This is a genomic window from Rhizobium sp. BK251 (assembly GCF_004345245.1).
In the GTDB taxonomy this organism is placed as follows: Bacteria; Pseudomonadota; Alphaproteobacteria; order Rhizobiales; family Rhizobiaceae; genus Rhizobium.
The window spans coordinates 584,732-608,666 of record NZ_SLUQ01000004.1 but is presented as its reverse complement, the minus strand read 5'-3'; the positions used below and the strand labels follow the sequence as shown (position 1 = coordinate 608,666).

Below are 23,935 nucleotides of genomic sequence, written 5' to 3'. Positions count from 1 at the left end.
GCTGGACGCCAATTTCCGGCGACAAACGGCTCTTTCGGGGTCAATGAGGCGCGGTCAGGCGGAGCGGATCGTGACGCGCATGGGCAACCCGTTCTGCGGCTGGGTCGTCAGCTTCTGCACCGGCCAGGGATTGGTCGCGGCCGTCACATCGAAGCGATAGCGACGCATCAGCACCGCAAGCGCGATTGCCGCCTCCTGCAGTGCGAAGGTCGCGCCGATGCAGACGCGCGGACCCGCGCCGAAGGGCAGGAACTGGAAGCGGTTGATCTTCTTCCGGTTTTCGTGAAGGAAGCGCTCCGGCATGAAGGCGCGCGGCTTTTCCCAGTGGAGTTCATGCCGATGCAGCGTCCAGGGCATCATGAGAACCGTGATCCCGGCGGGGATCTCGACACGCTCTCCCTTGGGGCTGGTCCAATGATCGTCGGCGATCGCTGCACGATTGATCGAGGGGGCGGGTGGATAAAGGCGCAGTGCTTCCTCGAAGGCGGCGCGAACATTCGGCATCAGGTCGAGCCACTCGACCGGCTCCGCGCCGGTCGCCAGAATCCGGTCGATCTCCTCCTCCATCGCATCGCGCACATGCGGGCTGTTGGCGACGCAATAGAACGTCCAGGCGAGAGCACGCGCAGTCGTCTCGTGTCCTGCACCGATGAAGGTCAGGATATTGTCCTCGATCTCGTCCATGGTCAGGCCCTCGGGGCCTGCCTGTTCGAGAAGCAGCGTCAGGAAATCGTCCGGCACGGCGGCGCGGTCCGCCTTCATCTTGGCGAGCCGCATGTCCATCGTCTGGTGGACGATCCCGCGGAACTTGTCGAGCACCTTGCGCCCGCCGATGCGCGTGATGCGCGGCACCCAGGAGGGCGCGCGCATGAGATCCATCGGATCGACGCGGCCCATGCGATGCAGCAACTGGTTGACGTCGTCCGCGAAGTTGTCGGACGCAGTCGCAATCTCGCCGGAAAAAAGCGTCTCGGAAAGGATGGCGAAGGTGAGCTCCGTCATGTCGACGGCGATGTCGAATTCCCTGCCGCCGGTTGCCGCTGCCTCGTATTTCCGGGCATACTTCTCGGTCTGCTGCAGCATCTGGCCGGCAAAGCCCTGTGCATGGCGCGGCGTGAAGACGGGCGCCACGGCCTTGCGCGACCGTTTCCACACGTTGCCTTCGGCCGTCAGCAGGCCGTCGCGAAGGATCGGACGGAGGATGAGCTGGCGAATATCCGACATCCGGTAGTTCGACGCATTGTCGACGAGCACGTGCTTGATCAGCCCGGGATCGTTGACGATCAGCGTCTGCTCACGGAAGAAGCGAGTGTGGATCCACGGAAGCGTGTAGGAGGGCTCCCCCCAGAGTTCGAGAGGATTGCGCAGAATGGTGCGGATGATTTCGAGCCGGGAGGGCGGCACCGTGCGCGGCATCGGCGCGGGCGGCACGAAGGGTTCTGGACGCATGTCCATGGGATCAGCCTTTCCCGGAGGATGACATCCTCCGGCCAGGCACCAGACTAGAGCAGCGCTTTCAGCTCGTCCAGCTTGTCGTTGACGAGCCAGCCATAGTAGTTCTCTTCCGGCCAGACCGTTGCGCCACCCTGGTTTCTCGCTGCAAGGGCCGCCGCACGCTGCCTGGAATTGCCGACATTGTAGAGCGTTGCCGTCACACCGGGATTGTGGGAGATATCCATGCCGGCGATCGATTTGTAATCGTCGATCGACTTGCGGATCGAAGCTGCGACGAAGGCGAGCGAAATATCCGGCTCCATGATGGCGCGGTAGACGGCGCCCGCATCCTTCTCGTCGAGCCTGTCATAGCCCGAAACCTGGTGCACCAGATCGGAGAGCATCAGCGCCGTCAGCGGATTGACCTGGCCGAGCCCGAAGGTCTGACCTGCATAGAAGGGCTGGAAGAAGACCGCGCTGAAGCGATTGTCGGGAAAGCTAGTGCCATCGACGGTCTTGCCCCTGAACTTTGCCTCCCAGACCTCCTCTCGGCAGGTCCAGAGACCGTAGGAATCTTTCTTGGTCTCGCAGGCGGCGAATTGCGGCCTCGCCACGAAGCTATCGACACTTTCGCCGTTGTAGGCGAAGCGGAAGCTCTCGCCTGCATAGGACGCCGCCTTCACGTAGTAGGTCTGCAGGCGATCGTAGGCATCGACGTTGTAGGTGTGTTCACCGACGATCGCGCCAACGATGTGAATCGGGTCGATTCCATAAGCGCGGGCCACTGCCTTGATCTTTGAAACGAGTTCGTGATCATTTGCCAGCAGGTCACGAACCTTCTCGTATTTCCGGTCGAAGCTGGTCTTGGTGCCCTTCGTGCGTCGCACCGAGGCACCCGGAACGGGCGGCTGCTCGACATTGCGATTGCCTGGCGGGACGACCAGGACGTCCGCAAAGGCGGGCATCCATGCAAGGCTGGCAATGACGGTCAGGAAAATTATCAAGAAGCGTCGCACGATCAGCATCCTGTCGAAGTTCGGTGGAATTCGCCGCGATGCGGCCGACGCGCCAGATCCTGGCTGAATGGCGTGCCGGTCAAAAACAAGACGGGCCTTCACTAAAAAGTAAAAGGCCCGCTGTCGAGAGCTCAATGCAGCAAAACACCGGCGTCGTGCTCAATCGCCGCAGCCGATGCGACTATATCACAGAATAAAGCGCGAAAGATCCGTGTTGCTGGCGAGGTCGCCGACATGTTTGCGAACATATTCCGCATCGATCGTCACCGCCGTGCCGCCGCGATCCGGAGCATTGAACGAAATCTCGTCCAGCACGCGTTCCATCACCGTCTGCAAACGGCGCGCGCCGATGTTCTCGACGGAGGAGTTCAGGTGGACCGCCACGTCGGCAAGCGCATCGATGGCATCGTCCGTAAAGTCCAGCGTCAGGCTTTCCGTCTCCATGAGCGCCTTGTACTGGCGGATAAGACTTGCCTCGGTCTCCGTAAGGATGCGGCGGAAGTCCTCCTTGCTGAGCGGCTTCAGCTCGACGCGGATCGGCAGGCGGCCCTGCAGCTCCGGCAGCAGGTCCGACGGCTTTGCCACATGAAACGCACCGGAGGCGATGAACAGGACGTGGTCCGTCTTGACCGGCCCGTACTTCGTCGAGACCGTCGTCCCTTCGACCAGCGGCAGCAGATCGCGCTGAACACCTTCGCGGGAAACACCCGCACCCATGCCGCCGTCGCGGGCGGCGATCTTGTCGATCTCGTCGAGGAAGACGATGCCGTCGTTCTCCACCGCGCGGACCGCCTCGCGCTGGATGACTTCGTTGTCGATCAGCTTGTCGGATTCATCGCGGATCAGGTCGGTATAGGAGGCCTTGACAGTTGTGCGAACCTTCTTGGTCCGGCCGCCCATCGCCTTGCCGAACATCTCCGAAAGGTTCAGGACGCCGATATTGGCCCCCGGCATGCCGGGAATTTCGAACCCGGGCATGCCCGAGCCCGTATCGGCGACCTCGATATCGATTTCCTTGTCGTCGAGCTCACCGCCGCGCAGCTTCTTGCGGAAGCTTTCGCGTGTTGCCGGCGATGCGGTGCTGCCCACCAATGCGTCGAGCACGCGCTCCTCCGCGCTCATGTGCGCCTTGGCCTGCACCTCGGCCCGCTTCTTGTCGCGCGCCAGACCGATGCCGACTTCCACGAGGTCGCGGACGATCTGCTCGACATCGCGGCCGACATAGCCGACCTCGGTGAACTTCGTCGCTTCTACCTTGATGAAGGGCGCGCCAGCGAGCTTGGCAAGGCGCCGCGAAATCTCGGTCTTGCCCACGCCGGTCGGGCCGATCATCAGGATATTCTTCGGCATGACCTCGTCGCGAAGATCCTCATCGAGCTGCTGGCGGCGCCAGCGATTGCGCAGGGCAATGGCAACGGCGCGCTTCGCCTCATGCTGGCCGATGATGTAGCGGTCGAGTTCGGAGACGATCTCGCGGGGGGAAAATGTGGTCATTCTTTCATTTCTCCTGACGGTCGAGGGCCATGAGCAGCGCCCTGCCATAATTTGTCGTAGCTTCACCGAGCTCTGCGAATCCGGCCTTCGCATAGGCCCGGATGGCAATCGCGTTCTCCGGATGGGGATCGACAAGGATCCGCCTCGCCCCGCGGTCGAACAGCCTGGTGCAGAAGAGTCGCATGAATGCAGGGCCGTAGCCCCTGCCTGTCATTGAAACCGGCCCGATGAACTGGTCGATTCCGAAAGTTGCTGCCGGTTGGTCCGCCAAGGCCTGGTCCTCTTCCTTGCCGAGGTCGGCGGATTGAATGAAGGCGAAGTCCTTGCCGTCCAGCGCAACCATGAACGCCTCCACCTGATATCCGTCCAGATGCTCGTCGATCGACGCGATCGCTTCAGCGGGATCGCCCCACCAACGCCTCACATGGGGCGTTTCCAGCCACTCGGCCAGGAGCCCGAGATCGGCCCTGGCCGCTGGCCTGAAGGCGATGCGCTCAGCCCTCGACATCCAGCGTTTCCACCACGATGTTGTGGTTGGTATAAACGCAGATATCGGCAGCGATATCCAAGGCGCGGCGAGCGATTTCTTCAGCGGACTTGTCGCTATCCATCAAGGCCCGTGCCGCGGCGAAGGCATAGTTGCCGCCCGAGCCGATCGCGATTGCGCCATGCTCCGGTTCGAGGACGTCGCCATTGCCGGTGACCGCGAGCGTGATCGACTTGTCGGCGACCAGCATCATCGCTTCGAGATTGCGAAGATACTTGTCAGTACGCCAGTCCTTGGCGAGCTCGACGGCGGCGCGCATCAGCTGACCCGGATATTGCTCGAGCTTCTTTTCAAGGCGATCGAGCAGCGTGAAGGCATCGGCGGTCGCACCGGCGAAGCCGGCGATGACCTCGCCCTTGCCGATACGCCTGACCTTGCGGGCGTTGCCCTTCATCACCGTCTGGCCAAGGCTGACCTGGCCGTCGCCCGCCATAACCACCTTGTCGCCCTTGCGAACAGTAATAATCGTTGTCATCAAACACCTGTTTGCCCAATATCGGGATTGTTTCACGGGCCGTGGCAGCCCTGTTCAGCCGTATGTAAGAGGGCTTTTCACGATTGCAAATGTCACCCCACGCATTTCCATCGCGCCGACTGCCAAAGCCACATTAAAGCTTCGTAACTTCTGGATATTTGCTTGGGTGCCTGATAAGGAACGGCGTGTTTTCCCATGGAGGGCCATATGGCCGAAGCAGCATCAAGCCGCACGGGCAGCGTTTCGCGCAAGACGAACGAGACGTCTGTCACCGTGTCCGTCAATCTGGACGGCACGGGCAAGTCGACAATCTCGACCGGCGTCGGCTTCTTCGACCATATGCTTGACCAGCTTGCCCGACATTCGCTGATCGACATGGAGATCGAAACCAAAGGCGACCTCCACATCGACGACCACCACACCGTGGAAGACACGGGAATTGCGATCGGCCAGGCGATTTCGAAGGCGCTCGGCGACCGCCGCGGCATTGCGCGCTACGCATCGATCGACCTTGCCATGGACGAGACGATGACCAAGGCCGCCGTGGATCTTTCCGGGCGCCCCTTCCTCGTCTGGAACGTCAAATTCAGTGCACCGAAGATCGGGGCCTTCGATACCGAGCTGGTGCGCGAGTTCTTTCAGGCGCTCGCCCAGAATGCCGGGATCACCTTGCATGTACTCAACCACTATGGTGCCAACAATCACCATATAGCCGAGACATGCTTCAAGGCCGTCGCCCGCGCGTTGCGCACGGCGACAGAGATCGACCCCAGGCAGGCAGGACGCGTCCCCTCGACAAAGGGCACGCTCGCCTGAGCCTCACATGAGCACAGCGAAGCGATGGCGAGTTATCTGATCTTCACCCCGCCCGGCGGGCCTGACGGAAATCACGAGCGGACGCGATTCATCCGGGACGGCTTTTCCTGGCTGGCATTCCTCTTTCCGCTCTTCTGGCTGCTTGCGCATCGGCTCTGGCTGCATGCCATTGCCATCCTGGTCCTGCAGGGCATCGGAAGCAGCATCGCGGAAACGCCTGGCCTCTGGCCGGCCGGTGCCGCGATCCTCTTCGGCACGAGCCTGCTTGCCGGGCTCGAGGGCCGCGCCCTCTACGCCCGCAGCCTCATCGCCAAAGGATGGGGTGAGGAGGGCCTGGTCTCCGCTGCGTCTCTCGACGAGGCCGAAGAGATCTATTTTTCGAACATAGAGACCACGTCCGAGAAACCGACCGTACCGACCCCGCCGTGGAACCCTCCGGCGCCGGATGGCCAGGTTGGCCGTGACGGCCCGGCATTCGGTCTCATCGGATTTGACGGAGGACGCTGACATGATGCGCGTCGCAATCATCGACTACGGTTCCGGCAACCTGCGCTCGGCCACGAAGGCCTTCGAGCGCGCCGCGCGCGAGGCCGGCATCGAGGCCCATATCGACCTCACCGACAAGGCCGAGCGCGTCGCCACCGCCGACCGCATCGTCCTTCCCGGTGTCGGCGCCTATGCCGACTGCCGCGCCGGGCTCGATGCCGTACCAGGCATGACCGAGGCGCTTATCGACGTCGTCGAGCACAAGGCGCATCCCTTCCTCGGCATCTGCGTCGGCATGCAGCTCATGTCCTCGCGCGGCCTTGAAAAGACAACCACACAGGGTCTCGGCTGGATTCCCGGTGATGTCATCGAGATGACCCCCGCCGATCCCGCTCTCAAGATCCCGCAGATCGGCTGGAACACGCTGGACCTCAGGCACCCGCACCCGCTCTTCGACGGCATTCCGACGGGCCTGGACGGACTGCACGCCTATTTCGTCCATTCCTATCATCTTGCGGCCGAGAAGGAGCGCGACGTGATTGCCACGACCAGCTACGGCGGGCCGATGACCGCCTTCGTTGGTCGCGACAACATAGCGGGCTCGCAGTTCCACCCCGAGAAGAGCCAGAAGCTCGGCCTCGCGCTGATTGCCAATTTCCTGCGCTGGAAGCCCTGAGCTCGCGCAGACCGAACGGAAGAAGCAGATGATCCTATTTCCCGCAATCGACCTCAAGGACGGCCAGTGCGTGCGCCTGAAACTCGGCGACATGGACCAGGCGACCGTCTACAATCCCGATCCGGCCGCGCAGGCGAAGGCCTTCGAGGACCAGGGTTTTGAATGGCTGCATGTGGTCGACCTCAACGGCGCCTTTGCCGGGGAGAGCGTAAACGGCGCTGCCGTCGACGCGATCCTGAAGGCGACCAGAAATCCCGTGCAGCTCGGCGGCGGCATCCGCACGCTGGCGCATATCGAAAGCTGGCTCGCACGCGGGCTCAGCCGCGTCATCCTGGGTACCGTCGCCGTGCGTGACCCGGCGCTGGTCATCGAGGCCTGCAAGGCCTTTCCCGGCCGCGTCGCGGTCGGCATCGACGCCAAAGGCGGCAAGGTCGCCGTCGAGGGCTGGGCCGAGGCTTCCGAGCTCGGCGTCATCGAGCTTGCCAGGAAATTCGAAGGCGCCGGCGTTGCCGCCATCATCTATACCGACATCGATCGCGACGGCATCCTTGCGGGCATCAATTGGACCTCCACGCTGGAGCTTGCGGAGGCTGTTTCGATCCCAGTGATCGCTTCCGGCGGCCTCGCCTCGCTCGACGACATCCGCCGCATGCTCGAACCCGACGCCCGCAAGCTCGAAGGTGCGATTTCGGGCCGGGCGCTGTATGATGGACGCATAGACCCCAATGAGGCGCTGGCGCTAATCAGGAACGCGCGCGGCAGGGAGGCAGTTCAATGACCCTCAAGGCCCGCGTGATCCCCTGCCTCGACGTCAAGGACGGCCGCGTCGTCAAGGGCGTCAACTTCGTAAACCTCATCGATGCCGGCGATCCGGTGGAGGCGGCCAAGGCCTATGACGCGGCCGGTGCCGACGAATTGTGCTTCCTCGACATCACGGCGTCCTCCGACAATCGCGAGACGATCTTCGACGTCGTCGCCCGCACCGCCGACCAGTGCTTCATGCCGGTCACCGTCGGCGGCGGCGTGCGTGCCATTGCCGACATCCGCAAGCTGCTGCTCAGCGGGGCCGACAAGGTCTCGATCAATTCGGCAGCGGTCAAGAATCCCGATTTCGTTGCGGAAGCGGCGGACAAGTTCGGAAACCAGTGCATCGTGGTGTCGATCGATGCCAAGAGGGTTTCCGCCAAGGGAACGCCGGCTCGCTGGGAAATCTTCACCCATGGCGGGCGCGAGCCGACCGGCATCGATGCCATCGAATTCGCCGGGAAGATGGTCGAACGCGGCGCGGGCGAGTTGCTTGTCACTTCCATGGATCGCGATGGTACGAAGGTCGGGTACGATATCGAACTGACGCGCGCGATCGCCGATTCCGTGCGCGTTCCGGTGATCGCTTCGGGCGGCGTCGGCAACCTCGACGATCTCGTCGTCGGCGTGAAGGAAGGGCATGCGACGGCGGTGCTTGCCGCCTCCATCTTTCACTTCGGCACCTATTCCGTTGGCGAGGCCAAGCGCTATATGAGCGACCATGGAATCGCGATGCGACTCGATTGAGAGAGAAAAAATGAGCGGTTTTACCCTTTCCGATCTCGAAAGCATCGTGGAGCAGCGGGCAAAGGCCTCGCCCGAGGAATCCTGGACAGCAAAACTCGTAGCCGCCGGCCAGGTGAAAGCGGCCAAGAAACTCGGCGAGGAGGCCGTCGAGACGGTCATGGCTGCGGTCATGGACGATCGCGTGAATTTGACGCACGAGGCGGCCGACCTCCTCTATCACCTGATCGTCGTATTGAAGATTGCAGGCGTCCCGTTGCAGAATGTGATGGGCGAACTGGAGAAGCGCACCGGGCAATCCGGTCTCACTGAAAAGGCCAGCCGGCAGAGTTCATGACCCTAGCGAAGCAAACTGCGGGAGCGGCGGAACCGCTCGACCACTTTCAGGCGAATGCCTATTCGCCCTACCATTTCTTTTCTTCCGCGGAATGGGCGCGCTTCCGGGCCGACACGCCGCTGACGCTGACGGCAGACGAAGTGACGCGCCTGCGCTCGATGGGCGACCCGATCGACCTTGAAGAGGTGCGTCGGATCTATCTTTCGCTATCGCGCCTGCTGTCGTCTCATGTCGAGTCTTCACAGCTGCTGTTCCAGCAGAGGAACCGCTTCCTCAGCCTCTCCGACGTCGCCAAGACCCCGTTCGTGATCGGCATCGCGGGCTCGGTCGCCGTCGGCAAGTCGACAACCGCCCGTATCCTGAAGGAACTGCTAGGACGCTGGCCCTCCAGCCCGAAGGTCGACCTCATCACCACGGACGGTTTCCTTTATCCGAACGCCGTGCTGACCCGCGAAAAGATGATGGACCGCAAGGGCTTTCCGGAAAGCTACGACACCGCGGCGCTGCTGCGCTTTCTGTCGGCGATCAAGGCCGGCCAGCCGAACGTCAAGGCGCCCTGTTATTCGCATCTCGTCTATGACGTCCTGCCCAGCGAATTCCGTATTGTCGACCGTCCCGACATCCTGATCTTCGAGGGCATCAACGTCCTGCAGTCGCGTGACCTGCCGGCCGACGGCAAGATCGTGCCGATGGTTTCGGATTTTTTCGATTTCTCGATCTATATCGATGCCGAGGAAAGCCTGATTCACAGCTGGTATGTCGGGCGCTTCATGAAGCTCAGGGAAACGGCCTTCCGGGATCCGAACTCCTATTTCCATCGCTATGCTTCGATCAGCGAGGAAGAGGCGCTTGCGATCGCCGAAGGTCTTTGGACGAACATCAACCTGAAAAACCTGCGCAAGAACATCCTGCCCACCCGGCCGCGCGCCGACCTCATCCTGCAGAAGGGTAACGACCACCTCGTCGAAAAGGTCGCCCTGAGGAAGCTTTAAGCGAGCGCCTCGGAGCGTGGGGCCGACCTGCCTCCCACCAGAAGCGCAGAACTGACGAGCAGGATCGGCACTAGGACGCCGATCCCTATCCCCTCGTGATTTACTCTATGGACATAGAGCGGATACAGCCAGACAAAAGCAAGCAGCCACTTGTTCACACGAGTGTCCGTCACGAAAAGGAACGCCGCGGTCACGCACATCGGAATGGTGTCATAGCTGTAGCCGTAAGGCGATGCGACGATTGAAAGCGTCGCAGTGATGCAAACCCGCTTGGCATGTTCGATTGAACTCGAAGGGCGCCAGAGATAGGCGACCAAAGCCGCACATCCAAGAAGAACGACCCCCTGGACGACATAGGCGCCAGCCACGTCCAGCCCCAGCCAGCGGGCCATGACAAAGACCGTCATCGCATGCGAGTGGTAGGTCTGCGGGTATGGCGCTTCCAGGATGGACGACATCATGGGCGCGGTCTTCTCCATGAACACCTGCCAGACGTCGAATCCAAGAGCGAGCCCCGTGACCAGGAAGAGCAGGACGGCCGTCACCGTGGCAGACAAGAAGGCGCGATAGCTCCCGCTGGCAAGCAGACAGATTGGAATCAGAAGACCGAGATGCGGCTTCATTGTGAGAAGCCCGAAGAGTATGCCTGCGATAACCGGTCTCGAGAACACCAGCGACAAGCCGCCGATTAACAGGGCAGCGGTCAGCGCTCCGTTTTGCCCTAAAGCAGCATTGATGAACCCTGCCGGGCTAAGCAGGCAGGCAAGATGAGCAAGCGGAGGCAATGAAAGCGGACGCAAGGCGAAATGCAACAGCGCGATTGTTCCCGCAGTCCATAGGACATATGCCGGGAATATCGGCAATTGCGAAAGCGGTATTCCGATCAGCAGTATGGACGGAGGATAGCTCCATTCCTGATCGGCAAGCCGTGGCGTGAACATTTGCCGCAAGAACGCGCGATAGGATTCAACGTCGAATATCGTCTCGACGCTTCCGTTTGAAGCAAGAACACCACCCGCCCAGAGATTGGTAAAATCCCAGTATGGAAGCTTCTCGCTCACGGGCGAAAATCCGTCGGCCTCAAGGTGCCACAGGTGGACATGGTAGCCGAAACCGATCACGAGCCCAAAGAGCACGATGATCAGCGCCGAAACGGCATCGAACTTGCTGCGCTTCGCAAGCATGCATTTTCCAACATGAGCAACAACGCAACTTTACGAAACGCGTCTTAACGTGAGATTTATTCTGCCCCCGTTTTTGAGGAGCGTCGAAGTGGACGGATAGATCCGATCAACACCGTGAAAGCACAAACGACCCGCGCCGCCGAGCACAACAACGTCACCGCTTGCGAGCTTTATTGACTGTGTGCGGTCATTGCGAGATAGGCCGCCGACTCGGAAGAGACAGCTGTTGCCGAGTGATACGGAAACGACCGGCGCACCGAAATCCTGCTCATCCTTATCTTGATGGAGGCCCATCTTGGCATCGTCCGAGTAGAAATTGATGAGGCATGCCTGCGGCGGCAACGGGTAATCCGACACGGCGTTCCAGATATCCAGCAGGGGCTCGGGCATCGCCGGCCAAGAGCGGCCAGTGGCCGGATGCGTCGCCTGATACCGATAGCCGCGCTCCTTGTCCGTCACCCAGCCGAGCGGGCCGCAATTCGTCATCCTTACGGACATCGGCTTGCCAGTTCCCGGCATGACCGGGATAAAAAGGGGAGCCTCAGCGACAATGCCGCGGACGATCTCTACAAGCGACTGCTGCCCAGCGCGTTCAAGATAGCCGGGAAGATGGCGAATGCCGTTGGCAATCTCGAGCATATCACTCCCCGCCGGCCGGCCGGCTGCGCATCTTCTTGGTTTCGGAACGTCCCGACTTTTCCTTGAGACGGCGTTCGATCGATCCCTTTGTCGGTCGTGTCTTGCGGCGAGGCGGCGGTGGCGGCTCCGCCGCCTTCAGGATCAGTTCCTTCAGCCGTTCGCGGGCGTCCTCGCGGTTGCGCTCCTGGCTGCGGAAGCGGCTCGCCTCCAGCATCAGCACGCCCTCCTTGGAGGCGCGCCTGCCGGCAAGACGCAGCGCGTTCGCCTTCACCCGGTCGTCAAGCGATGGCGAGTTGCGCATATCGTAGAACAGCTGAACGGCCGTCGAGACCTTGTTGACATTCTGCCCGCCGGGACCACCCGCCAGAACGAATTGTTCGGTGAGTTCCCACCCCGCGATGGTGATCCGGTCGTTGATGACGAGTGCTTCGCTGGCCATGATTGTCTCCGGCGCGTTCTATCTCACATCATCCGTCGCTTGAAAACATCGCTATCGCCAAAAGAAGAAAACCCGGCGGATGGACCGCCGGGTTTCACGTGAATCACCAGGGGCTTGGCGGCTATTGAGCCGCAAGCTGCATGCCCGGAGCGGCATCGCGGACATTACCGTCGACGTGGTCCTCGAACTTGGCGAAGTTGGCGACGAACATCGCCACAAGCTTCTTTGCCTGCGCATCGTAACCATCGCCATCGGCCCAGGTCGAACGAGGATCGAGAATGCCGGTATCGACACCGTCGACGGCGACCGGAACGGCAAAGCCGAAATTCGGATCGAGACGGAACTCGGCATTGTCGAGGTCGCCCTGCAATGCCGCCGTCAGGAGCGCGCGGGTCGCCTTGATCGGCATGCGGCGTCCGGTGCCATAGGCACCACCCGTCCAACCCGTGTTGACGAGCCAGCAACGAACGCCGTGGCGGCCGATCAGCTCCTTCAGCAGGTTGCCATACTCTGCCGGGTGGCGCGGCATGAAGGGTGCACCGAAGCAGGTCGAGAATGTCGCCTCGGGTTCCGTCACGCCCTTTTCGGTGCCGGCCACCTTGGCGGTGTAGCCGGAAAGGAAGTGGTACATGGCCTGTTCCGGCGACAGCCGCGCGATCGGCGGCATGACGCCGAAGGCATCCGCCGTCAGCATGATGATCGTCTTCGGATGACCGGCAACGCCCGTTGCCGAGGCATTCGGAATGAAATGCATCGGATAGGCGCAGCGCGTGTTCTCCGTCAGCGAACCGTCATCGAAATCCGGCTCGCGGTTCTCGTCGAGGACCACGTTTTCCAGCACGGTGCCAAAGCGCTGCGTCGTCGCGTAGATTTCCGGCTCGGCGTCCGCCGACAGGCGGATGGTCTTGGCGTAGCAGCCGCCTTCGAAGTTGAAGACGCCGTGCTCGCCCCAGCCATGCTCGTCGTCGCCGATCAGCGTGCGCGCCGGATCGGCCGAAAGTGTCGTCTTGCCGGTGCCGGACAGGCCGAAGAAAATCGCCGTGTCACCCGCCGGGCCGACATTCGCCGAGCAGTGCATCGGCATGACGCCCTTCGCCGGCAGCAGGTAGTTGAGCACGGTGAAGACGGATTTCTTCATTTCGCCGGCATAGGAGGTGCCGCCGATCAGTACGAGGCCGCGCGTCAGGTCACAGGCAATCACGGTCTCCGTGCGGCAGCCATGGCGATCGGGATCGGCGCGGAAGCCCGGCAGGTCGATGATCGTCAGCTTCGGCACGAAGCTTGCGAGCTCCTCCCGCTTCGGGCGGATCAGCAGGTTGCGAATGAACAGCGAGTGCCACGCAAACTCGGTGACGACCCGGGCGGTCAGCGTGTTCTCCGCGTCGGCACCGCCGATGAGATCCTGCACGAAGAGTTCCTTGCCCTGCGCATAGGCGAGCATGTCCTGATGCAGGATCGAGAAATGCTCCGGCGAGAGCGGCTTGTTGTTGTCCCACCAGATCTGGCTCTCGGTATCGGCATCCCGGACGACGAACTTGTCCTTCGGCGAGCGGCCCGTATGCTGGCCGGTAAGCGCGCGCAGCGCACCCTGTGCCGTGAGGTCGGCCTCGCCGCGGCGAATCGCCTCTTCATAGAGTCGCGCCTCGGAAAAGTTGTAGCGGACGCTCGCCACGTTATCCAATCCGATCGTCGCCAGTCCTACGACCGGGTTGTGCACTCCGAACTCCTCCATGGGCCTGCTTTCCTTCGTTGGGGCTCGTTGCCGTTGAAAGTAAATGAAGGCTAGAGGGAGATTTTAAAAAAGACAAGCGTCCGCATTCAAGAAAATCTAATGATATCAAATAATTAATCGATTTAAATCAAATTCCTTAATTTTAAATCGTTTGAAAGCCGTCAGCGTGAGCAAATTTGTCGCACCATCTCTGGTTGCGTGCTCGCGACTGTTTCACTACGGCCTCTTTATCTTTGCCACAATTTGTTCCACCTTTATCCCGATAAGCGCGCCGGTTACCAAGACCGGCCTTGGCTGGATTCCGAATCCGGAGACGCGCATCATGATGGCGGAGATAAGTACGATGCAGACAATCGCGCTCGTTGACGACGACCGCAATATCCTCACCTCGGTGTCGATCGCACTTGAGGCCGAAGGATATAAGGTCGAGACCTACACGGACGGTGCCTCCGCGCTCGACGGACTGCTCGCCCGCCCGCCACAGCTGGCCATCTTCGACATAAAGATGCCCCGGATGGACGGAATGGAGCTGCTGCGCCGCCTCCGCCAGAAATCCGACATTCCAGTCATCTTCCTGACCTCGAAGGACGAGGAAATCGACGAACTATTCGGACTGAAGATGGGTGCCGACGACTTCATCACAAAGCCCTTCTCGCAGCGGCTGCTCGTCGAACGCGTCAAGGCTGTCCTGCGCCGCGCCTCCAGCCGCGAAGCCGCGGTCGCGACCGCCGGAACCACGCCGAAGCCGGGCGCGGTTCAGCAAGCGCGCTCGCTGGAGCGTGGCCAGCTGGTGATGGACCAGGAGCGCCATACCTGCACGTGGAAGGGCGAGCCGGTAACGCTAACCGTCACCGAATTCCTCATTCTCCACTCCCTCGCCCAGCGGCCCGGCGTGGTGAAGAGCCGCGATGCCCTGATGGATGCCGCCTACGACGAGCAGGTCTATGTCGACGACCGAACCATCGACAGCCACATCAAGCGCCTGCGCAAGAAATTCAAAATGGTCGATACAGATTTTGATATGATTGAAACGCTCTATGGAGTGGGCTACCGCTTCCGCGAAGCAGCCTGATGCGGCCGACAGAGGCAGCAAGGGTGAAATGATCAGGGCGGAGCCAGCGCAAGCGGGCACCGCCCCTCGAAAGGGCCGATAGTTGGCGCAGCTGGTGCAGGAACGGGATCTGGACGACGCGGAGGTGCCGCCCGGCCGCCGCGTCAAAGGACGACGCTGGTCGCATCCCTTCACGCTCATCCGCCGAATCTTCGGAAACGCCGTCTTCTCGAGCCTGACGCGGCGCATCCTCTTCTTCAATCTCGCCGCACTGCTCGTTCTCGTCGGCGGCATCCTCTACCTCAACCAGTTTCGCGAAGGGCTGATCGATGCCCGCGTCGAGAGCCTTCTGACCCAGGGCGAGATCATCGCCGGCGCGATCTCGGCTTCCGCGTCGGTCGATACCAATTCGATCACCATCGACCCGCAGAAGCTCTTGGAACTCCAGGCCGGCCAGAGCATTACGCCCGTCCCTAACGACGAGGATCTTGAGTTTCCGATCAATCCGGAACGCGTCGCGCCCGTTCTTCGCCGACTGATCTCGCCGACGCGCACCCGCGCGCGCATCTTCGACGCCGATGCGAACTTGCTGCTCGACTCCCGGCACCTCTACTCACGCGGCCAGGTTCTCCGCTTCGACCTGCCGCCGGTCGATGACGAGGCGCAGAACTGGACCGACTGGTTCGGTGCCATGTTCAACAAGATCCTTCAGCCGGGCAACCTGCCGGTTTACAAGGAAGCACCCGGTGGTGACGGCTCGATCTATCCCGAAGTCATGAACGCGCTCACCGGCGTGCGCGGCGCTGTCGTCCGCACGACGGAAAAAGGCGAGCTCATCGTTTCCGTCGCCGTGCCGATCCAGCGCTTCCGTGCAGTGCTCGGCGTCCTGCTTCTCTCCACGCAGGCCGGCGATATCGACAAGATCGTGCATGCCGAGCGCCTGGCGATCATGCGCGTCTTCGGTGTCGCGACCCTCGTCAACGTCGTGCTTTCGCTTCTCCTGTCGTCGACGATCGCCAATCCATTGCGCCGCCTGTCGGCCGCCGCCATCCGCGTGCGCCGCGGCGCACGAGAGCGCGAGGAAATTCCTGATTTCTCTGCCCGCCAGGACGAGATCGGAAACCTGTCCATTGCCTTGCGCGAGATGACGACCGCGCTTTACGACCGCATCGACGCCATCGAAAGCTTCGCCGCCGACGTCAGCCACGAACTCAAGAACCCGCTGACCTCGCTCAGAAGTGCAGTCGAGACGTTGCCGCTTGCCAAGACGGACGATTCCAAGAAGCGGCTGATGGACGTCATCCAGCATGATGTCCGCCGGCTCGACAGGTTGATCAGCGACATTTCCGACGCCTCGCGGCTCGATGCGGAACTTGCCCGTTCCGATGCCCGTCCCGTCGATATCGAAGTTCTCCTGCGCGATCTGATCGAACTCTCCAAGCAGATAAGAGGGAAGAAGAAACAGGTGCAGATCGACTATATCGTCGATCGCAAACCCGGCTCCAAGACCAGCTTCATCGTAACCGGCCATGACCTCCGCCTCGGCCAGATCGTCACCAACCTGATCGAGAATGCACGCTCCTTCGTCCCAGAGATCGGCGGCCGGATCACCGTACGCCTAGTGCGCACGAGGACGCGCTGCGTGATCTACATCGAGGACAACGGTCCCGGCATCCAGGCCGAGAATATCGATCGCATCTTCGAGCGCTTCTATACGGACCGCCCGGAGTCGGAAGGCTTCGGCCAGAACTCCGGCCTCGGCCTTTCCATCAGCCGGCAGATCGCCGAGGCGCATGGCGGGTCGCTGCGGGCAGAAAATATCATCGACGCAGAAACCGGCGCCCTGACGGGAGCGCGTTTCGTCCTGTCGTTGCCGGCAGACGCCCACGCATGACCGATATCAGGCACAACGTTCATGGAACAGCGATCGTGGTCGGCACGACAGGCTTCCTCTTTGTCGGAGGTTCAGGAGCAGGCAAGTCGTCCCTCGCCCATGCCTGCATCACCGCAGCCCAGTCCCGCGGGCTCTTTTCGGCGCTGGTTTCCGACGACCAGGTCTTCCTCTCGCTTCGAGGCGGGCGTGTCCTTGCAGAGGCGCCGCCCACCATCGCCGGGTTGATCGAGCTGCGCGGCGTCGGCATCGTTGCCGCCGAGCATATTTCGCCGGCACTCATGCAGTTTGCGGTGATGCCCGTAGACCTTTCCAAGGCACCACGCCTTCCGGATGAGGGGGACTACCACGAAGTGGTGCCCGGCATTGCGCTGCCGCTCCTCCGCCTGCCAGTCACCGCCATCGATCCGCTTGGATTGCTGATGGCCCAGATCCCCCAAGGGTAGCGTAGATTGCCGAATCCAGCCTGTTCAGACCCAATGCATCCTCATTTTTGTCTTGCACTTCGCCTTTTCATGGCGAAGATGTCCCCCCACCGGTGGACGAGATTGCTGCATTGCGATATGGGCCACCTGTTTGCTTATGCGATGGGAGCAGTAAAATCATGATCGGACTTGTGCTTGTCACTCATGGCAAGCTGGCTGAAGAGTTTCGTCATGCGGTGGAGCATGTCGTTGGTCCGCAGAAATTCATCGAGACGGTATCCATCGGTCCCGAGGATGACATGGATCAGCGGCGCCAGGACATTCTGGGGGCAGTCTCCAGCGCCGACGACGGTCATGGTGTCATCATTCTCACCGACATGTTCGGTGGCACGCCTTCCAATCTCGCCATCTCGGTCATGAACAGCGGCCATACGGAGGTCATCGCCGGCGTCAACCTTCCCATGCTGATCAAGCTTGCCGGCGTGCGCGGCGAAAACAACATGGAAAGAGCCTTGGTCGAGGCGTCCGAGGCGGGCCGGAAATACATCAATGTGGCAAGCCGCGTGCTGAGCGGTAAATGACGAGATCCCTTCATGTCCACCGCGACTTCGCTCTCCCGTGAACTGCTGATCATCAACAAGAGGGGCCTTCACGCCCGCGCATCGGCGAAGTTCGTCCAGACCGTCGATAATTTCGATGCCACTATCACCGTCTCCAAGGACGGAATGACAGTCGGCGGAACCTCCATCATGGGTCTCATGATGCTTGCGGCGAGCCCGGGGTGCAGCGTCCTCGTCACGGCAAGCGGGCGCGAAGCCACCGAGGCGCTAAACGCCCTCGACAGACTTGTCCAGGACAAGTTCGGCGAAGAGATGTAACTCCCCTCCAAACGGATATAAAGACTTCTTTATATCTTTATTGCTTTTCAAGCTGAAGACTGGTAAACGGCTTTCATCGTCCGCGCTCTTGCGGATTGTCTTGCATCCTGTGCCGGCACCAGGGCATCGCGTACTGGCCGGGATGTTTTCCAGGCTGGAGGCCCTCGTGAGCACTGAAAAAGATTACGTCGTCGCTGACATCGGCCTTGCGGATTTCGGCCGCAAGGAAATTTCAATCGCCGAAACGGAAATGCCGGGCCTGATGGCCTGCCGCGCCGAATTCGGCGAAGCCAAGCCGCTCAAGGGCGCGCGCATCACCGGCTCGTTGCACATGACGATCCAGACGGCGGTGCTGATCGAGACACTCGCCGCTCTCGGCGCCGAAGTCCGTTGGGCCTCGTGCAACATCTTCTCGACGCAGGACCATGCCGCTGCGGCGATCGCCGCTTCCGGCGTCCCGGTCTTTGCCGTCAAGGGCGAGTCCCTCGAGGACTACTGGATCTACACCGACAAGATTTTCCAGTGGGCCGACGGCGGTCTTTCCAACATGATCCTCGACGATGGCGGCGACGCCACGATGTATATCCTGCTCGGCGCCCGCGCCGAAGCCGGTGAGGACGTGCTTTCCAATCCGCATTCGGAAGAAGAGGAAATCCTCTTCGCCCAGATCAAGAAGCGCCTGAAGGCATCGCCTGGCTGGTTTACCAAGCAGCGTGAGGCCATCAAGGGTGTCACCGAAGAGACGACCACAGGCGTCAACCGCCTTTACCAGCTCAGCCAGAAGGGCCTGCTTCCCTTCCCTGCGATCAACGTCAACGACTCTGTCACGAAGTCGAAGTTCGACAACAAGTACGGCTGCAAGGAATCGCTGGTCGACGGCATTCGCCGCGCCACCGACGTGATGATGGCCGGCAAGGTTGCCGTCGTCTGCGGCTACGGCGACGTCGGCAAGGGTTCGGCAGCGTCTCTTTCCGGCGCCGGCGCTCGCGTCAAGGTGACGGAAGCCGATCCGATCTGCGCGCTGCAGGCTGCAATGGACGGCTATGAGGTCGTGCTGCTCGAGGACGTCATCGCCTCGGCGGACATCTTCATCACCACGACCGGCAACAAGGACGTCATCCGCATCGATCACATGCGCCAGATGAAGGACATGGCGATCGTCGGCAACATCGGCCACTTCGACAACGAAATCGAAGTCGCCGCGCTGCGTAATCTCAAGTGGACGAACATCAAGCCTCAGGTCGACATGATCGAGTTCCCGAAGGGCAACCGCATCATCCTCCTGTCCGAAGGCCGCCTGCTCAACCTCGGCAATGCGACGGGCCATCCGTCCTTCGTCATGTCGGCGTCGTTCACGAACCAGACGCTGGCCCAGATCGAGCTCTTCACCAAGCCCGGCCAGTACAAGAACGAGGTCTATGTCCTGCCGAAGCAGCTCGACGAGAAGGTGGCTCGCCTGCATCTCGCCAAGCTCGGCGTCAAGCTCACGCAGCTTTCCGAACAGCAGGCCGCCTATATCGGCGTCTCGCCGAAGGGCCCGTTCAAGTCGGATCACTATCGCTATTAATATTTGAGTGGGAATCCACAATATGTGGTAGCCGCCGCCTTGACAAAGGCTGCGGCTTATTTTTTGGCCGGCTACCTTCCCGCAGATTCTATTAGGCAGTATCCTTTTTGGACTTGATTCGTGGCCTCAGCGCATAGCTCGCGGCCGCAGAAATGGGATGTCTTGTCGAGATGCGGCACATTAAAGGACGGAGACATACCGCGGATGTGGGAAGTCAAAAACAGCCTGCCTGAAGGGCCGGAGGGGTGCGTTTGCGCGGCTGATCGCGCAGTGCAGGCCATCCGCGGGCGGCAGCTTTCGGGCAAGGTGAGGCAGCGTGGTCCGCTTGCCTCCTTGCGGCGTTTCTGGATGCTCTGCATTTCATGCACGGCGTTCTCCGCGCCCGCATGGCCGGTCTTCGCCCGCGAGGCACCGACCGCTTCCGTTACGCGTCTTTTCACCTCTTCGGAGATGATGACGTTTTCCCTCGTCATCGGCGTGATTTCCGCAGCCTTGCTTTCCACCATCTGGCTCGTTCGCCAGCGCGGCAATCTCGAAAGCGAGAGCCGGGAAATGCGGTCTGCCCTCTCCGACGCCAACCAGCGGATTTCGCAGTATCAGGCGTTGATCGCCGACAAGAACCGCAGGATCGTCATCTGGGATGGCCCGAACGAAAGACCGGAATTGCTGGGGCAGCTGCCGGTCGAAACCGGCGCGCCGCAGGACAACGACTTCCTCGCCTTCGGCCGCTGGCTGAAGCCGTGGTCGGCCTCCGAGCTCGAGAAGGCCATCGACCAGCTGCGGGGCAAGGCGCAGAGCTTCGACATGGTCGTCGAAACGACCCGCGACGAGATCCTGGAGGCGCAGGGCCGCGTCTCCGGCGGCCGGGCCTTCGTACGCTTCATTGCACTCAACAATCTTCGTGCCGAGCTCGCCGAGCTCAAGATCGAGCGCGACCGGCTGATGATCGCGATATCCACGTTCCAGAACCTGCTCGACGCCATCGACCTGCCTGTCTGGCAGCGCGATCCGAGCGGAAAGCTCACCTGGGTGAACCATGCCTATGGCGAAGCGGTCGAGGCCGTCTCGACCATGCAGGCCGTCGACGAAGGACGGGAGTTTCTGAGCACGATCTCGCGGGAGCGCATTCGCGCCGCCGCGACCGTGGAATTGCCATTCCACGAAAAGATCTCGACCGTCGTTCGCGGCAACCGCACCTTCTTTGACGTGATCGACGTCAGGGCACCGGGCGGCTCGGCCGGAATGGCCATCGACGTCTCCGAAACGGAGGCCGTCCGCGCGGAGCTGGAACGCACGCTGAAGAGCCACGCCGAGACGCTCGATCATCTCGCGACGCCGGTCGCAATCTTCGACGGCGAGCGCCGCCTGCAGTTCTACAACCAGGCTTTCGCCACCCTCTGGGGCTTCGATATATCGTTCCTCGAAAGCAAGCCGGACAACGGCGAAGTGCTGGAGCGGCTACGCGCCGCCAAGAAGCTGCCGGAGCAGCTGAGCTGGAAGACCTGGAAGGAGAATGCCCTCTCCGTCTATCGCTCGCTCGACACGCAATCGGACCTCTGGCACCTGCCGAACGGGCAGATCCTGCGGGTCTTCGCGACAGCTCATCCGCAAGGCGGCGCGACCTGGGTCTTCGAAAACCTGACGGAACAGGTCAACCTCGAAACACGCTACAACACCCTGGTCAAGGTGCAGGGCGAGACGATCGACCACCTTTCCGAAGGCGTGGCGGTCTTCGGCGCCGACGGGCGCATCCGGCTTTCCAACCCGGCTTTCCGGGCGCTCTGGGGCATCACCGAGGATGAGGCGAAGCCGGGCACGCATATCCGCGCGCTCGCAGAGGCCTGCGGCCCCTCCTACGACCGGCCGGATGGCTGGAGGCGATTTGCAGAGCTGATTACCAGCTTCGACGACGAGCGCCCCTCGAGCCAGGGAACCCTGGAACTCTTCTCCGGCCTTGTCCTCGACTATGCCGTCATTCCCTTGCCCAATGCGCAGACCATGCTCACCTTCGTCAACATGACGGACAGCGTGCGTGCGGAGCGAGCATTGACCGAAAAGAACGAAGCCCTGCTGAAGGCCGACGAGCTGAAGAACGACTTCGTTCAGCACGTCTCCTACGAACTGCGCTCGCCGCTCACCAACATCATCGGCTTTGCCGACCTGTTGAAAACGCCCGGCATCGGGCCGCTCAACGAGCGGCAGGCCGAATATATGGACCACATATCGACGTCCTCGTCGGTGCTGCTGACGCTGGTCAACGACATTCTTGACCTCGCCACCGTCGATGCCGGCATCATGCATCTCAACTACTCCGAGATCGAGCTGGACGATCTTCTCGACGACGTCTCGATGCAGATCGCCGATCGGCTGCAGGAGAGCGGCGTCAGCCTGGAAATCGTCGCGCCCGCCTATCTGGGCACGATCGTCGCCGATCCTCAGCGCCTGAAGCAGATCCTTCTCAAGCTCCTTGCCAATGCCGCAAACTTCGCGCCCGAGGGGTCGGTCATATCGTTGACCTGCCAGCGCACGGGACCGGATTTCGTCTTCTCGGTCGCCGATAGCGGTCCCGGCATTCCGCAGGATATGATCAAGTCCGTCTTCAATCGCTTCGCGACGGACAGCAAGGGCGGCAAGCGCAGTGGCGCCGGCCTCGGGCTGTCGATCGTCGAAAGTTTCGTGACGCTGCATCATGGTGAGGTTTCCATCGAGAGCCGCGCCGGCAAGGGCACGACCGTCACCTGCCGCATTCCCTCCGGAGAGTTGCCGCGGGTCGTGGCCGCCGAATGATCACGCCTGACGGTGCCATTTCGCTCATCCTCGAGAACGATGCCGCAACGGCCCGCCTCGGGGAGGACCTGGCGCTCGCCCTTAGGGCCGGCGACTGCCTGGCCCTTTCGGGAGACCTCGGTGCCGGAAAGTCCTCGCTTGCCCGCGCACTTCTGCGCGCCATGGCCGACGACGACGAGCTGGAGGTGCCGAGCCCGACATTCACGCTCGTGCAGTCCTACGAGCTGCGGATCCCCATCCATCACTTCGACCTCTATCGGCTGAGCAATGCGACCGAGCTCGACGAACTCGGCTTCGACGAAGCACTGCAGAGTGGCATCTGCCTCGTCGAATGGCCGGAAATGGCCGACGGCGCCCTGCACGCCGACATCATTCACCTGCGCCTCGAGCACGAAGGCGAGGGCCGCCGGGCGACCATCAGCGCGCCGGAGCGGCAGATGGCACGGATCCTTCGCGTCCTCAAGATCCGCGATTTTCTCGACAGTCATGGTCTTGCCGGCGCGAAACGGCGGTTTCTGACGGGTGACGCCTCGGCGCGTGCCTATGAGGCCATCTATCCGCATGACGGCGCGCGCCTCATCCTGATGGATTGGCCGCGTCAACCGAAGGGTCCCGTCGTGATGGACGGCAAGACCTACCCGCAGGTTGCCCACATCGCCGAGGATGCCTATCCGTTCGTCGCGCTGGCGCGCACGCTGCGCGCCAGGGGTTTCGCAGCACCGGAGGTCTATGAGGCGGATTTCGATGACGGCATCCTGCTGCTCGAGGACCTCGGCAGCGACGGTGTTCTTGACGGAGAAGGAAAGCCGATCGCCGATCGCTACCGCGCAAGCGTCGCCTGTCTTGCCCATCTCCACTCGATGGCTATCGATCGCGAAATTCCCGTTACGGCGACACATTTGCACCGCATTCCGGATTTCGATCCGACCGCCATGAAAATGGAAGTCCGCCTGCTCCTCGACTGGCACCTGCCGTGGAAGCGCGGCAGCGAGGCCACAGCGGAGGAACGCAACGAATATCTTGCGATATGGGACGAGCTGATCCTCGCGCTGCAGCCGGCGGAAAAGAACCTGCTTCTGCGCGACTTCCACTCGCCGAACATCATCTGGCGCGAGAAGGAGAGCGGCGTCCGACGCGTAGGCCTCATCGATTTCCAGGATGCGATGATCGGGCCGACGGCCTATGACCTCGCGTCGATCATCCAGGATGCGCGCGTGACGATCGAGCGCAACCTCTTCGACGAACTCATGGCCGACTACCTGAAGCTCCGCCACGCTCAGGGCGGCTTCGACGAGGCGGGCTTCCTGAAGGCCTGGTCGATCATGGCGGCACAGCGTGCGTGCAAGCTTGCCGGCCTCTGGGTCCGCCTCCTGCGGCGCGACGGCAAGCCGGCTTACATGAAGCACATGCCGCGCACGCTCGCCTATCTCGGCGTGGCTCTGGAACATGATGCACTCGCCCCCTTGCGCGAATGGTGCGCACGGGCTGGAATAGGCCGGAACGAATCATAAATTCCGGATC

Annotated in this window: 24 protein-coding genes; 15 read left to right on the top strand and 9 right to left on the bottom strand. The window is 61.7% G+C overall.

What is annotated here, in order from left to right:
• Positions 1-54: 54 nt before the first annotated feature.
• The 5 genes from EV286_RS12805 to hslV form a co-directional block, all read right to left on the bottom strand.
• Positions 55-1,455 (bottom strand): cytochrome P450, encoded by a 1,401-nt coding sequence (locus EV286_RS12805; RefSeq protein WP_132957499.1) that lies wholly within the window; start codon positions 1,453-1,455, stop codon positions 55-57.
• 47 nt (positions 1,456-1,502) lie between these two features.
• Positions 1,503-2,399 (bottom strand): DUF1402 family protein, encoded by an 897-nt coding sequence (locus EV286_RS12800; protein ID WP_245500700.1) that lies wholly within the window; start codon positions 2,397-2,399, stop codon positions 1,503-1,505.
• 237 nt (positions 2,400-2,636) lie between these two features.
• Positions 2,637-3,944 carry an ATP-dependent protease ATPase subunit HslU gene (hslU, locus tag EV286_RS12795; RefSeq protein ID WP_132957497.1) on the bottom strand — a complete coding sequence of 436 codons (1,308 nt, stop codon included), beginning with the start codon at positions 3,942-3,944 and terminating at the stop codon, positions 2,637-2,639.
• Between the two features lie 4 nt (positions 3,945-3,948).
• Positions 3,949-4,452 (bottom strand): GNAT family N-acetyltransferase, encoded by a 504-nt coding sequence (locus EV286_RS12790; RefSeq protein ID WP_132957496.1) that lies wholly within the window; start codon positions 4,450-4,452, stop codon positions 3,949-3,951.
• Entirely contained in the window at positions 4,439-4,966 is a 528-nt protein-coding gene (gene hslV, locus EV286_RS12785) for an ATP-dependent protease subunit HslV (protein ID WP_132957495.1), read from the bottom strand. The genes EV286_RS12790 and hslV overlap by 14 nt, the downstream gene beginning before the upstream one ends.
• A gap of 207 nt (positions 4,967-5,173) precedes the next feature.
• On the opposite strand from hslV, the gene hisB reads away from it, so the two are divergent.
• The 7 genes from hisB to coaA are packed head-to-tail and all read left to right on the top strand — an operon-like array spanning position 5,174 to position 9,821.
• Positions 5,174-5,782, top strand: a complete 609-nt coding sequence (gene hisB / locus EV286_RS12780; protein WP_132957494.1) for an imidazoleglycerol-phosphate dehydratase HisB — start codon at positions 5,174-5,176, stop codon at positions 5,780-5,782.
• Positions 5,783-5,806: 24 nt separating this feature from the next.
• Positions 5,807-6,289: a DUF2628 domain-containing protein gene (locus EV286_RS12775; RefSeq protein WP_132957493.1), complete on the top strand. Its 483-nt coding sequence runs from the start codon at positions 5,807-5,809 to the stop codon at positions 6,287-6,289.
• 4 nt (positions 6,290-6,293) lie between these two features.
• On the top strand, positions 6,294-6,944 hold the full coding sequence (gene hisH / locus EV286_RS12770; RefSeq protein WP_132957540.1) for an imidazole glycerol phosphate synthase subunit HisH: 651 nt from the start codon (positions 6,294-6,296) through the stop codon (positions 6,942-6,944).
• A 28-nt stretch (positions 6,945-6,972) separates the two neighbouring features.
• Positions 6,973-7,722: a 1-(5-phosphoribosyl)-5-[(5-phosphoribosylamino)methylideneamino]imidazole-4-carboxamide isomerase gene (gene hisA, locus EV286_RS12765; RefSeq protein WP_132957492.1), complete on the top strand. Its 750-nt coding sequence runs from the start codon at positions 6,973-6,975 to the stop codon at positions 7,720-7,722.
• On the top strand, positions 7,719-8,495 hold the full coding sequence (gene hisF / locus EV286_RS12760; RefSeq protein ID WP_132957491.1) for an imidazole glycerol phosphate synthase subunit HisF: 777 nt from the start codon (positions 7,719-7,721) through the stop codon (positions 8,493-8,495). Before hisA ends, hisF begins: the two co-directional genes overlap by 4 nt.
• Positions 8,496-8,505: 10 nt before the next feature.
• Positions 8,506-8,829, top strand: coding sequence for a phosphoribosyl-ATP diphosphatase (locus EV286_RS12755; protein ID WP_132957490.1), 324 nt, complete (start codon positions 8,506-8,508; stop codon positions 8,827-8,829).
• On the top strand, positions 8,826-9,821 hold the full coding sequence (gene coaA / locus EV286_RS12750) for a type I pantothenate kinase (RefSeq protein ID WP_132957489.1): 996 nt from the start codon (positions 8,826-8,828) through the stop codon (positions 9,819-9,821). Before EV286_RS12755 ends, coaA begins: the two co-directional genes overlap by 4 nt.
• Here the strand turns inward: coaA and EV286_RS12745 are convergent.
• The 4 genes from EV286_RS12745 to EV286_RS12730 all read right to left on the bottom strand — a co-directional run bounded on the left by EV286_RS12745 (position 9,818) and on the right by EV286_RS12730 (position 13,815).
• Complete coding sequence (locus EV286_RS12745) at positions 9,818-11,005, bottom strand: glycosyltransferase family 87 protein (RefSeq protein WP_132957488.1); 1,188 nt, start codon at positions 11,003-11,005, stop codon at positions 9,818-9,820. The genes coaA and EV286_RS12745 overlap by 4 nt on opposite strands.
• 30 nt (positions 11,006-11,035) lie before the next feature.
• Positions 11,036-11,644 carry an alpha-ketoglutarate-dependent dioxygenase AlkB gene (locus EV286_RS12740; protein ID WP_132957487.1) on the bottom strand — a complete coding sequence of 203 codons (609 nt, stop codon included), beginning with the start codon at positions 11,642-11,644 and terminating at the stop codon, positions 11,036-11,038.
• A 1-nt stretch (position 11,645) separates the two neighbouring features.
• On the bottom strand, positions 11,646-12,083 hold the full coding sequence (gene arfB, locus EV286_RS12735; protein ID WP_132957486.1) for an alternative ribosome rescue aminoacyl-tRNA hydrolase ArfB: 438 nt from the start codon (positions 12,081-12,083) through the stop codon (positions 11,646-11,648).
• A 121-nt stretch (positions 12,084-12,204) separates the two neighbouring features.
• A complete protein-coding gene (locus EV286_RS12730; protein ID WP_132957485.1) occupies positions 12,205-13,815 on the bottom strand; it encodes a phosphoenolpyruvate carboxykinase in 1,611 nt (536 codons plus the stop codon).
• A gap of 343 nt (positions 13,816-14,158) precedes the next feature.
• Here EV286_RS12730 and chvI point away from each other — a divergent pair, with 343 nt between their 5' ends.
• From chvI to tsaE, 8 genes are all read left to right on the top strand, one after another.
• On the top strand, positions 14,159-14,887 hold the full coding sequence (chvI, locus tag EV286_RS12725; RefSeq protein ID WP_207909818.1) for a two-component system response regulator ChvI: 729 nt from the start codon (positions 14,159-14,161) through the stop codon (positions 14,885-14,887).
• A 109-nt stretch (positions 14,888-14,996) separates the two neighbouring features.
• The gene (locus EV286_RS12720; RefSeq protein ID WP_245500699.1) at positions 14,997-16,760 is read left to right on the top strand and encodes a sensor histidine kinase; all 1,764 of its coding nucleotides are present in this window, start codon (positions 14,997-14,999) and stop codon (positions 16,758-16,760) included.
• Positions 16,757-17,203, top strand: coding sequence for an HPr kinase/phosphorylase (locus EV286_RS12715; RefSeq protein WP_132957483.1), 447 nt, complete (start codon positions 16,757-16,759; stop codon positions 17,201-17,203). Before EV286_RS12720 ends, EV286_RS12715 begins: the two co-directional genes overlap by 4 nt.
• A 158-nt stretch (positions 17,204-17,361) precedes the next feature.
• Positions 17,362-17,763, top strand: a complete 402-nt coding sequence (locus tag EV286_RS12710) for a PTS sugar transporter subunit IIA (protein ID WP_132957482.1) — start codon at positions 17,362-17,364, stop codon at positions 17,761-17,763.
• Between the two features lie 12 nt (positions 17,764-17,775).
• Positions 17,776-18,060 carry an HPr family phosphocarrier protein gene (locus EV286_RS12705; RefSeq protein WP_132957481.1) on the top strand — a complete coding sequence of 95 codons (285 nt, stop codon included), beginning with the start codon at positions 17,776-17,778 and terminating at the stop codon, positions 18,058-18,060.
• Positions 18,061-18,226: 166 nt separating this feature from the next.
• A complete protein-coding gene (ahcY, locus tag EV286_RS12700; protein ID WP_132957480.1) occupies positions 18,227-19,627 on the top strand; it encodes an adenosylhomocysteinase in 1,401 nt (466 codons plus the stop codon).
• A gap of 348 nt (positions 19,628-19,975) precedes the next feature.
• On the top strand, positions 19,976-22,414 hold the full coding sequence (locus EV286_RS12695) for a PAS domain-containing sensor histidine kinase (RefSeq protein WP_245500698.1): 2,439 nt from the start codon (positions 19,976-19,978) through the stop codon (positions 22,412-22,414).
• Positions 22,411-23,925, top strand: coding sequence for a tRNA (adenosine(37)-N6)-threonylcarbamoyltransferase complex ATPase subunit type 1 TsaE (gene tsaE, locus EV286_RS12690; RefSeq protein WP_132957478.1), 1,515 nt, complete (start codon positions 22,411-22,413; stop codon positions 23,923-23,925). Before EV286_RS12695 ends, tsaE begins: the two co-directional genes overlap by 4 nt.
• The last annotated feature ends 10 nt before the right edge of the window (positions 23,926-23,935 follow it).

Coding starts and splice junctions, on each gene's coding strand:
- EV286_RS12805 (WP_132957499.1), bottom strand. CDS start 1,455: ATGGACATGCGTCCAGAACCCTTCGTGCCGCCCGCGCCGATGCCGCGC.
- EV286_RS12800 (WP_245500700.1), bottom strand. CDS start 2,399: ATGCCCGCCTTTGCGGACGTCCTGGTCGTCCCGCCAGGCAATCGCAAT.
- hslU (WP_132957497.1), bottom strand. CDS start 3,944: ATGACCACATTTTCCCCCCGCGAGATCGTCTCCGAACTCGACCGCTAC.
- EV286_RS12790 (WP_132957496.1), bottom strand. CDS start 4,452: ATGTCGAGGGCTGAGCGCATCGCCTTCAGGCCAGCGGCCAGGGCCGAT.
- hslV (WP_132957495.1), bottom strand. CDS start 4,966: ATGACAACGATTATTACTGTTCGCAAGGGCGACAAGGTGGTTATGGCG.
- hisB (WP_132957494.1), top strand. CDS start 5,174: ATGGCCGAAGCAGCATCAAGCCGCACGGGCAGCGTTTCGCGCAAGACG.
- EV286_RS12775 (WP_132957493.1), top strand. CDS start 5,807: ATGGCGAGTTATCTGATCTTCACCCCGCCCGGCGGGCCTGACGGAAAT.
- hisH (WP_132957540.1), top strand. CDS start 6,294: ATGCGCGTCGCAATCATCGACTACGGTTCCGGCAACCTGCGCTCGGCC.
- hisA (WP_132957492.1), top strand. CDS start 6,973: ATGATCCTATTTCCCGCAATCGACCTCAAGGACGGCCAGTGCGTGCGC.
- hisF (WP_132957491.1), top strand. CDS start 7,719: ATGACCCTCAAGGCCCGCGTGATCCCCTGCCTCGACGTCAAGGACGGC.
- EV286_RS12755 (WP_132957490.1), top strand. CDS start 8,506: ATGAGCGGTTTTACCCTTTCCGATCTCGAAAGCATCGTGGAGCAGCGG.
- coaA (WP_132957489.1), top strand. CDS start 8,826: ATGACCCTAGCGAAGCAAACTGCGGGAGCGGCGGAACCGCTCGACCAC.
- EV286_RS12745 (WP_132957488.1), bottom strand. CDS start 11,005: ATGCTTGCGAAGCGCAGCAAGTTCGATGCCGTTTCGGCGCTGATCATC.
- EV286_RS12740 (WP_132957487.1), bottom strand. CDS start 11,644: ATGCTCGAGATTGCCAACGGCATTCGCCATCTTCCCGGCTATCTTGAA.
- arfB (WP_132957486.1), bottom strand. CDS start 12,083: ATGGCCAGCGAAGCACTCGTCATCAACGACCGGATCACCATCGCGGGG.
- EV286_RS12730 (WP_132957485.1), bottom strand. CDS start 13,815: ATGGAGGAGTTCGGAGTGCACAACCCGGTCGTAGGACTGGCGACGATC.
- chvI (WP_207909818.1), top strand. CDS start 14,159: ATGCAGACAATCGCGCTCGTTGACGACGACCGCAATATCCTCACCTCG.
- EV286_RS12715 (WP_132957483.1), top strand. CDS start 16,757: ATGACCGATATCAGGCACAACGTTCATGGAACAGCGATCGTGGTCGGC.
- EV286_RS12710 (WP_132957482.1), top strand. CDS start 17,362: ATGATCGGACTTGTGCTTGTCACTCATGGCAAGCTGGCTGAAGAGTTT.
- EV286_RS12705 (WP_132957481.1), top strand. CDS start 17,776: ATGTCCACCGCGACTTCGCTCTCCCGTGAACTGCTGATCATCAACAAG.
- EV286_RS12695 (WP_245500698.1), top strand. CDS start 19,976: ATGCTCTGCATTTCATGCACGGCGTTCTCCGCGCCCGCATGGCCGGTC.
- tsaE (WP_132957478.1), top strand. CDS start 22,411: ATGATCACGCCTGACGGTGCCATTTCGCTCATCCTCGAGAACGATGCC.